Source organism: Acetobacter lovaniensis (genome assembly GCF_014207635.1).
GTDB lineage: Bacteria > Pseudomonadota > Alphaproteobacteria > Acetobacterales > Acetobacteraceae > Acetobacter > Acetobacter lovaniensis.
Genome location: NZ_JACHIE010000025.1, coordinates 17,543 through 28,969 on the forward strand (window position 1 = coordinate 17,543; position 11,427 = coordinate 28,969).

The 11,427-nt window shown below is 52.5% G+C and carries 10 protein-coding genes, 1 tRNA gene and 1 pseudogene; 6 read left to right on the plus strand and 6 right to left on the minus strand.

All coding sequences use genetic code 11. The annotated features are described in order from the left end of the window. Window positions 1-335: 335 nt before the first annotated feature. Entirely contained in the window at window positions 336-1,178 is an 843-nt protein-coding gene (locus HNR55_RS15660) for an energy transducer TonB (protein ID WP_166116916.1), read from the plus strand. A 230-nt stretch (window positions 1,179-1,408) separates the two neighbouring features. Here the strand turns inward: HNR55_RS15660 and HNR55_RS15665 are convergent. Beyond that, window positions 1,409-1,483 (minus strand) — tRNA-Val (locus tag HNR55_RS15665). Between the two features lie 122 nt (window positions 1,484-1,605). Between HNR55_RS15665 and HNR55_RS15670 the strand changes: the two genes are divergently transcribed. Beyond that, window positions 1,606-2,340 (plus strand): YoaK family protein, encoded by a 735-nt coding sequence (locus HNR55_RS15670; protein WP_166116914.1) that lies wholly within the window; start codon window positions 1,606-1,608, stop codon window positions 2,338-2,340. 78 nt (window positions 2,341-2,418) lie between these two features. Here the strand turns inward: HNR55_RS15670 and HNR55_RS15675 are convergent, their stop codons facing one another. After that, window positions 2,419-3,126, minus strand: coding sequence for a response regulator transcription factor (locus HNR55_RS15675; RefSeq protein ID WP_166116912.1), 708 nt, complete (start codon window positions 3,124-3,126; stop codon window positions 2,419-2,421). A 145-nt stretch (window positions 3,127-3,271) separates the two neighbouring features. Between HNR55_RS15675 and HNR55_RS15680 the strand changes: the two genes are divergently transcribed. Both HNR55_RS15680 and HNR55_RS15685 read left to right on the plus strand, forming a co-directional pair. Then, on the plus strand, window positions 3,272-3,808 hold the full coding sequence (locus tag HNR55_RS15680) for a L,D-transpeptidase family protein (RefSeq protein ID WP_166116941.1): 537 nt from the start codon (window positions 3,272-3,274) through the stop codon (window positions 3,806-3,808). Between the two features lie 406 nt (window positions 3,809-4,214). Then, window positions 4,215-4,577, plus strand: coding sequence for an IS3 family transposase (locus HNR55_RS15685; RefSeq protein WP_166116910.1), 363 nt, complete (start codon window positions 4,215-4,217; stop codon window positions 4,575-4,577). Here HNR55_RS15685 and HNR55_RS15690 read toward each other — a convergent pair. The 4 genes from HNR55_RS15690 to aceA form a co-directional block, all read right to left on the minus strand. After that, window positions 4,534-5,268, minus strand: coding sequence for an LrgB family protein (locus HNR55_RS15690; protein ID WP_166116909.1), 735 nt, complete (start codon window positions 5,266-5,268; stop codon window positions 4,534-4,536). The two genes, HNR55_RS15685 and HNR55_RS15690, sit on opposite strands and share 44 nt — an antisense overlap. A 2-nt stretch (window positions 5,269-5,270) precedes the next feature. Further along, window positions 5,271-5,846 carry a CidA/LrgA family protein gene (locus HNR55_RS15695; RefSeq protein WP_311771610.1) on the minus strand — a complete coding sequence of 192 codons (576 nt, stop codon included), beginning with the start codon at window positions 5,844-5,846 and terminating at the stop codon, window positions 5,271-5,273. Between the two features lie 16 nt (window positions 5,847-5,862). After that, window positions 5,863-8,055 (minus strand): malate synthase G, encoded by a 2,193-nt coding sequence (locus tag HNR55_RS15700; protein WP_166116906.1) that lies wholly within the window; start codon window positions 8,053-8,055, stop codon window positions 5,863-5,865. Window positions 8,056-8,160: 105 nt separating this feature from the next. Beyond that, complete coding sequence (gene aceA / locus HNR55_RS15705) at window positions 8,161-9,432, minus strand: isocitrate lyase (protein ID WP_166116904.1); 1,272 nt, start codon at window positions 9,430-9,432, stop codon at window positions 8,161-8,163. A 152-nt stretch (window positions 9,433-9,584) separates the two neighbouring features. Between aceA and HNR55_RS15710 the strand changes: the two genes are divergently transcribed. Both HNR55_RS15710 and HNR55_RS17115 read left to right on the plus strand, forming a co-directional pair. Continuing rightward, a complete protein-coding gene (locus HNR55_RS15710) occupies window positions 9,585-10,994 on the plus strand; it encodes a helix-turn-helix domain-containing protein (RefSeq protein WP_166116902.1) in 1,410 nt (469 codons plus the stop codon). A gap of 182 nt (window positions 10,995-11,176) precedes the next feature. After that, window positions 11,177-11,322: pseudogene (locus HNR55_RS17115) on the plus strand (YaiI/YqxD family protein); the annotation flags it as partial. Window positions 11,323-11,427 lie beyond the last annotated feature (105 nt).

Here is an 11,427-nt window from a genome sequence, read left to right on the forward strand (position 1 = left end):
AGACATGCTGGCATATTTTTCAGGCTATATCCGGTCTCCGCGTTGTTATTAACATGTGGAACCTAAGCTGGCCCGCCAGATGGCGAGCCAGCTATGCGCGACAAAACGGGTATTCAAGACCGCTAAAGTGTTATTTATTGGGCCTTAGTGGATACCATGCCACAAACTGATAAAGGCTCATCCCGTTGACTCAGCGTTGTGGGGTATGAGCATTGAATGCATATTTCACATATCGTCATCCCATGCCGCAGGGGATTATTTTCTGGCACAAGGAGTGAGTAAAGATATTCATAATGTGAAAGGTTAAAATCAATAGGAATATAGATTATGGTTTAATGAAAAAATCTAATAATTTTATTTTCAAAATTAAGAATAAACGCAAAGAATGTCATGATATGAAATGCAAATTTAGAAATAAAACGTTTATAAAAACGGCATTGTTTTGTTTTATTTTTTCGGAAACATCCTGTTCTCCCTATTGGAATCCCGATCCTATGCGTCCGGAGCATTTATCTGCAGTTCTGGAAGCAGGTACATTATGTCAGTCCATCCAACACTCCCGGCATGCATCAGAGTTTATACGCCAGCAGATGCAAATACTTGTTACGAATAGTCCTGCGTATAAGCGAACACACCACCACCCTATTGTAAATCAGCCCCGAAAAAAACCAGACGGAGTGCAAGAGAAAGATGCGGTCTGTCCAGTTCATACAAAAGTTAAGGGGGAAAAATTATTTAATATTTATACACTGGAAAAAATAAAACACATCACTGCAGATGGAACAGTTCAGGACATTTATTATGAAAATTTGGGTATAATTTCGAATAATTTTGATAAACTCGGATATCCGCAATTACCATCGCATCACCACAAAAAAACGACGCCAACAATCAGTAAACCTCAACCCCAAACCCCTTTGGACTTATGGACTTCAGAGCAGGTATATTATCCTATGGAAGCAGCCAGAAGTGGCATTGAGGGCTATACAACAATGAAAATTTGGATTGGTCCTCAGGGAAAAATTCAATCCGTACGTTTTTCCAAATCATCCGGTAGCATTCTTCTCGACAATGCAGCGATGGGTATGTTTGTGGGAAAAACTGTACCAAATCAATCTCATAGTAAAAAGGCAAAGAAAATTACGGTAACAATAAAGTATATATTGGTACACAATTAATATTATTAGAATTATTATGGTCCAAATTGTTTTGTAGAAAGAGCCGTGTTGTTGGCAGAGGGAGTGCTTTGTTCATCCCCTCTCCCTTCTGCAAAGAATGGAAGGAAAATAAAATACTCGAAGTCGATCGAACAAAGTGGCACGGACTGCTATGGTTCAATATAAACCGATAGCGCACTTATTATTTTGTGGATTGTTTTCTGTAACCCGCAGAAAACTAGGGCAAACCGTGGTGGGTGCGACAGGGATTGAACCTGTGACCCCCGCCGTGTGAAGGCGATGCTCTACCGCTGAGCTACGCACCCGGTTTGTGGGGGTTAGATACATCGATCACGAAGGGTTTGGCAAGAGGTGATTTGCCATTAAAGTCAAAAAAATCAAATATTTTGCGACCGGTCGATGCTGCGGGAACGCGTAAGGAGAAAGTATGCTCTTTCAGGAGCAGGAAAAACGGAATTTTGTCACCAACCGGAGGTTGGGTAGTTCTCTGGCCATGATTGCCGGAGCCATTAATGTCGCCGGTTTTATGAATTTTGGATATTACTGCGCCAATATGACAGGCAATGCTTCTGCAATGGCTCTCAATCTACAGAGTGGAAAATTTCTGGAAGGTTTTCGTGCCATGGAACTGGGCGGAAGCTTTATTCTGGGAGCCACTGTCTGTACATTTCTGGTCAACAGAGGGCGCAGGCAGCACTGGTACGCGGCTTATGCTTTTAGTATTTTACTAGAATCCGCCATATTGGCTCTGCTGGGACTGGCCAATGTTTTTGCGCTGTTTGGCCCGCACAGCTTTATTCCTGCGTTAATGCTCGGTTTTCTTATGGGTTTGCAGAATGCAACTGTCACCCGCATCTCGGGTTCAGTTGTGCGCACAACACACATTACCGGCATGCTGACAGACTTGGGAATGGAAATTGCCGACTGGCTGGACGCCTGGCGGCACAGGGTTAGTCCAGAGCACCGCTACACTATTTGGCAGCGACTTTGGTTACACTTACAGATTATCTGTTGTTTTGTCGGAGGCGGTGTTATTGGAGCCTTTGTTTACCACGCTTGGCCCACATATTTTTTGTTTGTCACCGCGACTCTGCTGGCCATATGTGTATTGCCCGGTATGGCCGCAAACGGCCTTCCCTGCTTTGTAAAAAGACGGAGATAATCTCCCCCAGACCAGCCTCTCCCTGTCTGGTCAGCCACATCTACTATGCGGCGCTCAGACTAGGGAGAGATTTGGATTTTAAGCCAGCACTTCCGGGTTTAAGCGATAACCACCACCTTCGGTTACCAGCAGGGACGCGTGGGCAGGATCAGGCTCAATTTTCTGCCTCAGCCGGTAAATATGGGTTTCCAGCGTATGTGTGGTGACAGCGGCGTTGTAGCCCCATACCTCGTTCAGCAAAACCTGCCGGGGGACCGGACGCGTGCCAGCACGGTAGAGAAACTTCAGAATGGCAGTTTCTTTTTCCGTCAGCCGGATACGGCGGTTTTTAACCGGTTCCAGCAGCAGCTTGGCAGAAGGACGGAAGGTATACGGACCGATTGAGAAAACGGCATCTTCACTGTTTTCAAACAGCCGCAATTGTGCACGCAGTCGGGCCAGAAGCTCGGCAATACGGAAAGGCTTCGCCACGTAATCGTTGGCCCCGGCATCCAGACCGCGCACAATATCGGCCTCATCATCCGAACCGGTCAGCATGATCACCGGCATACGCAGCCCTTCCTTGCGCAGTTCCGCGCAGAAGTCCCTGCCATCGCCGTCCGGTAAAGAGACATCAAGCAAGATGGCATCACACCGGGCATCCGGACCTTTCATTTTCTCGCGTGCTTCTACCAGCGTAGCGGCTTCCTGAACCAGAAACTCACCATCAACCTGTAGCTGTTCCGTCAAAGCGCGGCGGATAACCTGATCGTCGTCAACAACCAAAATGGGGCGTGCACCCGTCATGTGGTTCCATCTCCTTGTGTCAGCCTTCTATTAGTGGCTGCCTGACCTGTTCTTTTGCTATCGTGCCACGAATCTTCACGCAACGTAAGCAGCGACATGATACGTGAACCACATGGCAGGCCACGAACAGAGGCAATATCTTGAGATGATCATACACGTGTGGCCCATAGCTGACAGTCGCAGCTACGCAAAACTGCATTGCGGGCACATAATAATGGATGCGGTGATCGGCAGAAGTGGCATCACCAGCCATAAGCGTGAGGGGGATATGGCCACGCCGGCTGGTCAATTTACTCTCAGAAAAGTGTATTATCGGGCAGACCGAACCGCTCGCCCCCATTCTGTTTTGCCCACGGAAGCGTTAAATCCAGATGATGGATGGTGTGATGACCCTACATCTGCCGTGTATAACCAGCACATCACACGACCCAACGCAGCCCGGCATGAAGAGTTGTGGAGAGAGGACGACCTATACAACCTCGTGGTTGTTATAGGCTATAATGATGCCCCTGCCCTACCGGGGAAAGGGTCGGCTATCTTCATGCATCTACAGCGCCCTGACCACACACCAACGGAAGGATGCATCGCCCTGACGGAGCAGGACCTGCGCACTGTTTTACAATCCGGAGCCACGGCAATTGTCATTCATCCCGTAAGGGATACTCCCAGTTGCGCTTCCTAGCCTCCAGCCCTTATTGATTGGGGATAGGAAATTTGTTTCAGGAACTACGAGGACACTGGAGATAAATGGACTTGCAACGGTTTTGTGCCGGTTGGCTGTGCGTTTACAGCTTCAACAGGAAGCGCATGAGACCATGGCATTGAAGCAGACAGAAGAGTTTTGCCGTGAGGGTTCAAGATCGCGCTCAGCAGCGGTTTATTCAGGACACGGGTTACGGCTGATCTGGGGATTGGCAAATCAACGCTGGACCACTGGATTTCGCAGTGTCGGTTGACTGATCTGACGCGTCTGAAGCGCAGACGGATATCGTCCGGGACAATGAACGTTTTCGCCTGGAGAACCGTGTCCTGCGGGATGAGAGGGAAATATTAAAAAAAGCCACGCAGTTCTGCGCGAGTCAAAAGACGTGAGGTTTACGTTTATCAGGGCACATCGTGACTGCTGGCCCATCGCCGATCTGTGTCTGGTTCTGCAGGTCTCGACGCGTGGCTACCGAGCATGGGTTTCCCGGCCCATGTGCGAGCGCCAGCGCACCGATCTGAAGGTTCTGGCACATATCCGCGAGCATTATGCCCTGAGCAACCGGATCTATGGCCGTCCGCGGATGACCATGGAACTCAGAGAAGCAGGGCTTGATGTTGGTGGACGTCATGTGGGGCGACTGATGAAAGCCAACAGTATTCGTCCCGTACCGACACAAAACCGTCGCAAGGCCAACTGTAGTGCTAGTGAAATAGATGCAGCAATAGCGGCACAAGCAACGCCGTAACCAGACCATTCAGCCCGATACCCAAGGCGGCAAAGGCTGCCCCAACCGGGTCACGCTGTGCAATCTGGGCAGCTGCGATGCCGCTGCCCGCAATACCGGCCGCCAGACCATGCGCCCTCCAGTCATGCACGCCAAAACGTCTTAAAAGTGGTTCCCCACACATGGCAGCAATAATTCCCCCCACAATGGCAAATACCGCAGTAAGGGACGCTATGCCCCCGATCTTTTGCGTAATGGCAATAGCAATGGGGGTTGTGACTGCTTTGGGGGCCATTGACAGCGCCACATCGTGCGATCCGCCGCACAGCAGTACCAGCCCGACACCACTGATGACAGAAGTAATAGAGCCAGCAAGCAGCGCCAGAATCATGGCAGGCAGACTACGCAGGACAAGCCCTATGGACTGGGCTAGCGGCACAGCCAGCGCCACCGTAGCCGGGCCAAGCAGGAAATGAATCATGCCTGTACTGCGCGAATAAATTTCGTAAGGTGTGCCGGTGCAGAACATCAGCATCACGACTGTAAGAATTGACAGCAGAACCGGATTGACCCATGGCGCGCGCCCGCACAAAATCTGTACCCGCACGGCAATCCCATAAGAACCCAGCGTAACGCACAGCCACACCAACGCGGCGGATGAGGGGGAAAGAAAAGCGTATTCCTGCACCTGATGCCATAATTGCGTTGTCATGACTAAAGCACCTGCCCCCCATTATCGCTCAGGTTTTCCGGCGGGGCATGGCCCTGTGTCATGGCGTGCATGACAAGTGCCGTTACCACCAGCCCCAGCAATGTGGACCCCACAAGAGCTACACAGACAGGCCATGCATTAGTGCGCAGCACGGAAAACTGGCCAGCTATGCCAGCCCCCGCAGGCACAAACAGCAGGCCAAGAGCCCCAATCAGACTACGCGCTACACGTGCCAGGTCCTGCGGGATGGCCTCCTGCTCCGTCACAAGGTCAGGCAAGGCTGAACCAGCCCCGCGCACATGCCGCCTTGTGGCATACTGTTTTCGGACAATAAGACAGGCCGCCAGAATAAACATGCCGATAACTGGCCCTGGCACGGATAGATGAAAAGCATCCTGTAAGGCTGTCCCTAGAAACTGAAAGAAAAGCAGGATAAAAAACGCCTGCACCATGAAAACCCCCATTGTCCAGCAAAGCAGGAACATCGGAACGGAAACGCCAGACAAACCACGGCGCGCCCTAAAGACAGCACGCCATACGCAGGCACCGGAGGAAACACAATGTTCACTCCGGCTCATTTCATGCAGATGAACACTAGGCCGCCAACACACCAGCGCGTGAGCCACAATCCCGTTCTTTGGCGATCCTGCGGTAACGGTGCAGAATTTCTTCTGTATAACCACAAGGCTGACTGGCCCCTTCAAACACCAGTTCCTGTGCCGCGCGGTAGGCTGGTCCTTCCATATCACCCAGCAGCGGACGGTAATCCGGTGCATCGGCATTCTGGGCATCCACAATCGCCGCCATGCGATGCAGAGCTTTTTCAACCTGTCTGGATGTTACAATGCCATGGGCAAGCCAGTTGCCGATATGCTGCGAGGAAATACGCAACGTCGCGCGGTCTTCCATCAACCCGACGCCATTCAGATCAGGCACCTTGGAACAACCGATACCCATATCCACCCACCTAACCACGTAACCGAGAATACCCTGCAGGTTGGTATCCAGTTCTGCGGCTATTTCGGCCTCAGACCAGCGTGTGATATCTTTTTCCACGGGTAGAACCAGCAGTTCCGTCACCGGCTGGGGTGCCACGCGGGAAAGAAGAAGCTGCGTATGCCGGACGTCGTTCATGTGATAATGCAGCGCATGTAATGTTGCCGCTGTTGGTGACGGAACCCAGGCTGTGCTGGCGCCCGCTTCCAACTGGGCTCCCTTGCTGGCCAGCATATCCGCCATGCGGTCAGGCATCGCCCACATACCCTTGCCAATCTGTGCATGTCCGCGCAGGCCACACGCCAGACCAATGGCGACATTGCGCTGTTCATAGGCGGCCATCCAGCATGCCTGTTTCATGTCGCCCTTCCGGACGACAGCGCCCGCTTGCATGGCGGTATGGATTTCGTCTCCCGTACGATCAAGAAAGCCGGTATTGATGAAAAATACCCGGTCCCGCGCGGCGTACAGACAGGCCGCCAGATTGACGCTGGTTCTCCTTTCTTCATCCATCAGGCCTATTTTGAGAGTACCTGCCGCCAACCCCAGAATCTCTTCCACGGCGCTGAAAAGATCAACGGAAAGAGCCGCTTCTTCCGGTCCGTGCATTTTGGGCCTTACAATATATACAGACCCTTTCATGCTGTTTCTGAAACAGCCAAGACCCTTGATATCATGTATGGCAATAGCCGCCGCCACGGCGACATCAAGAATACTTTCAGCAACAGCCCTGCCCTCATCATCCAGCACAGCATCCGTGCTCATATGCCACCCGACACTTCTGAAAAGCATCAGACTACGGCCTGAAAGTACCAATGGCGCGCCATCGGGGGTACAGTAATGCCTGTCCTGTGCCAGACGTCGGGTGTACACGCCTTCAGCCCCGGGCACGTTCGCTGTCAGTGTTCCCTGCATGAGATGCAGCCAGTTTCGATAAACCTGCACCTTATCCTGGGCATCCACTGCCGCTACACTGTCCTCCGCATCAATAATGGTACTGACAGCAGATTCCAGAACCACATCCGCTATACCCGCCTTGTCCTGCTCTCCAATGAGAGAATGGCGGTCAAAACGAATCTCAACATGTAAATGGTGATTGCGTAGCAGAAGAGTCTTGAGCGCGTTTACCTCCCCGGAAAAACCGACAAACTGCCCCGGCTGACACAGGCCTGTCGTGCGCCCGCATTCCAGCTTTGCGTGCAGTTCACCATGTTGTATGTAGTACGAAACCACATCCGCATGGCTACCCGTCATCAAAGGGGCGATCTCATCCAGAAAGGCGCGCACACGCCGGATGACAACTTGCCCTCGTACAGCATTGTATGTCTGCCCCGGCTGGAGCGCGCACTCTCTGGCGATGGCGTCTGTGCCGTACAGGGCATCGTACACGCTCCCCCATCGGGCGTTAACGGCATTCAGCACATAACGCGCATTGGTTATGGGTACAACAAGCTGTGGGCCGGGCTGCTGTGTCAGTTCTGTATCCACATTATCCGTCGCAATTGCAAACGGGCGTGGCTCATCAACCAGATATCCGATTTCACGCAGAAATTCCTCATGCCGTGCTGGCGTACATTCATGCTCGCGCGCCATAAAGACATCAATCTGGGACTGCAACTGCGCACGGCGTGCCAGTTTTTCGCGCACATGTGGGCCAATGGCGTTTACAATTCTGCCCACTCCAGCCCAGAACGCATCAGGCGTCACGCCAGTATGCGGCAGGGCTTCGTCCGCCAGAAAATCATACAGTCCACGGTCAACCCGCAGTGTGCCAATAGTAATATACGTCATGGTTTTCACTCCATCACACGGTGGTCAGACATGCGCAGATATGCTTGACCACCGTGTTGTACCGCTCAGCCCTCCCTTACTTCAGGGACAGACCAGAAACGCGGCTCAGTGATGAAACTGCTCAAGCTCGGTTGAGCCACACATGGCGGTCGTGGAGGACCGCCCACCGCTCAACGCGACGGCAACGGCGTCAAACCAGCCTGTTCCCACCTCCCGTTGATGACGGGTAGCAGTGTAGCCGCTGGCCTCTGCCGCGAATTCCTCCTGCTGGAGTTCAGAATACGCTTCCATACCCCGGGAGGCATAGCCATGCGCCAGTTGGAACATGGAGTGATTAAGCGCGTGAAAGCCAGCCAGCGTCACAAACTGGAATTTGTACCCCATCTTCCCGATTGTCTGCTGGAAGGTCGCTATTTGCTTTGGCGAGAGCTTCTTCTTCCAATTAAAGGATGGTGAGCAGTTATAGGCCAGCATCTTGCCCGGAAACTGCTTGTGAATGGCATTGGCAAACTCTTCGGCTTCTTTCAGATTCGGCTCTGACGTTTCCCACCACAGCAGATCGGCATATGGCGCGTATGCCAGCGAGCGGGCGATGGCGTATTTCACCCCAAGCCCCTCACGGATACGGAAGAACCCTTCAGGCGTACGCTCTTCGGTCAGGAAGGGCCGGTCCCGCTCATCCACATCCGATGTCAGAAGCTGCGCCGCGTGGCTGTCCGTACGGCACACCAGCACCGTGGGCACCCTTTCAACATCCGCCGCCAACCGCGCCGCATTGAGCGAGCGGATATGCTGCGCAATGGGAATCAGCACCTTGCCACCCAGATGGCCGCACTTCTTCTCGGATGCAAGCTGGTCCTCATAATGGACGCCAGCCGCGCCAGCCGCTATCATGGCGCGCATCATTTCGAACACATTCAGAGGCCCGCCAAACCCGGCCTCGGCATCCGCCACGATCGGTGCCATCCAGTAGCGGGAAGTATCGTTTTCGAGGCGTGAAATCTCATCGCACCTGCGCAGGGCGTTGTTGATACGGCTGACAACGCTGGGCACAGAGTTGGACGGATACAAAGACTGATCCGGGTACATCTCTCCCATCAGATTGGCGTCCGCCGCCACCTGCCAGCCAGAGAGATAAATGGCTTTCAGCCCTGCCTTGACCTGCTGCATGGCCTGATTGCCCGTCAAGGCACCCAGCGCGTGGATATAAGGTTCATTATGCAGCAAGGACCAAAGGCGCTCAGCCCCCATACGCGCCAACGTATGCTCGATCTGAAAGGAGCCTGAAAGCTGGGCGACATCCTGAGCCGTATAGTCCCGCCGGATACCATCAAACCGGGGGCTGCTCATGAAGGTTTCGATAGAGTTGATAACCATTGCCTTGTTTTCCTTCTTGTTTTCGGCAAGCTCATGGTAAGCATCTACGGGAAATATTTTCCACAACAGAAGGAAGAGAAAAATAGTAATACTGTAAACTTCTTTACACATAGTCCTCTTTATAAGAAAAAGAAGAAAAGAAGACGACCGACATGACCGGAGCACGCATAGGCCGTATCATTCGCCGCCTGAGGCATGAACGGAACTTTACCCAGCAGGCCCTGGCTGGCCGACTGGGTATTTCCACCAGTTATCTGAACCTGATCGAACATGACCAGCGCACTGTCACCGCGCCCCTGCTTATCAAGCTGACCCGCATTCTTGACGTTTCAATCGAAGCGCTGTCAGGAATTGAGGAACATCGTCTGGAAGCCCAGCTTCTTGAGGCACTGGCCGACCCCACTCTGGGAGGGCAGAGCGATATTCCTGTTCATGAAATTGCTGTTCTGGCCACGCAGCCTACCATTGCGCGGGCCATTCTCAGCCTGTACAAAACAGCCTGTGCAGCCAGGCGTACGCCACAGGACGCACAGGCGCACACCCATCCAATCATTCTACCGCAGGATGCACTGCGCCAGCTTTACGAGACACGAAACAACTACTTTGACGAACTGGAAAGTTTCGCAGAATCCGTCAGATACCAGTTGGCGCGAGATAATGGCCTGCCCGAAGGCGAATCTCTGCCCCCCTATGAAACCAACCGTGCGGTTGTTTCGCGCCTGCGGCACCATCATGGCATTATCGTTCAGGTTTCCCTTCTGGATGGAAAGCTGAAACATTATGATCCTACCTCACGCATTCTGATTATTTCGGAACAAATGCCTCGTGAAAGTCGCGGCTTTCTGCTCTGTTCACACCTCATGATGCTCGAAGCCAATGCTGTCATGGCTCCTATCATCCATGCTTACGGACCTATCAGCAAAGAAACCGACATGTTCATGCGTCTCGGACTGGCCAATTACGCTGCGGCAGCCCTTCTCATGCCCTATATGACATTTGTACAGAAGGCCCGCGCCCTGCGTTACGATATAGAAAATCTGGCCGCCCATTTTGGTGTTTCGTTTCATCAGGCAGCACATCGGCTGACAAGCCTGCAAAAACCCGGTGAACGCGGTGTGCCATTTTTTTTCGCGCGCGTTGACCCTGCAGGCAATATTATCAAAAGCTTTTCCGCCTGCGGTTTTCCCATCCTGCAACAAGGCAACCCATGCCCGCGCTGGAATGCCTGTACCGCATTTCTGACACCGGGGAGATTTCATGTGGATATCGTTGAATTTACGAATGGCAAAACATTTCTGACCTTTGCCAGAACGATCACCGGAGCCAAAACCAACTACCATCAGGCGCCGCCCATCTCCACCATTGCAATGGGCTGTTCAATTGAACGCGCCAAGGAAATTATTTATGCCGACAGCCTGAACCTTCAGGCCCCGCCCGCTCCAGTCGGCCTGACCTGCCATCTGTGCGATTGGACCGATTGCCGCTCACGCGCTTTTCCTTATGGAGAAAAAAATCACCCTATGCCCTACGAACTGGTGACAGACTGGCGCTCCGCCCTCTGACGGAGAGGCCTGTTTTGCATAGGTTCCAGTCAACTCCTGACAGGTCACGGGTCGCTCCTAAAGCGACCCGAAAAAGGAAACGTAGACTGTAGCGGGCCGTTTTCTCTGTCAGCACTCCATTGTTTTCAGCCTGAGCGTGAACACAGATTGCGCCGATATAAAAAGTGCGCCCTTCTTGAGACATAATACGGATATTTATTGATCCAAACGCCTACCTTGTAAAAGACGAAGTATACGGGTTTCTGCCCGATATACCCTGCAAGTTTATGTTGTCTCCAACCGCATGATTGCCATACCGCCTGCCCGACTAATCGAACGTGTTGTAGTTGATGCCGAACTAGCACTACAGTTGCATTTTATGTTGAGTTCTGAATCTATGGGTAACCATGATTCAGGATATGATGAGTGGCGGCGCATCTGTTAAAGAGACGCT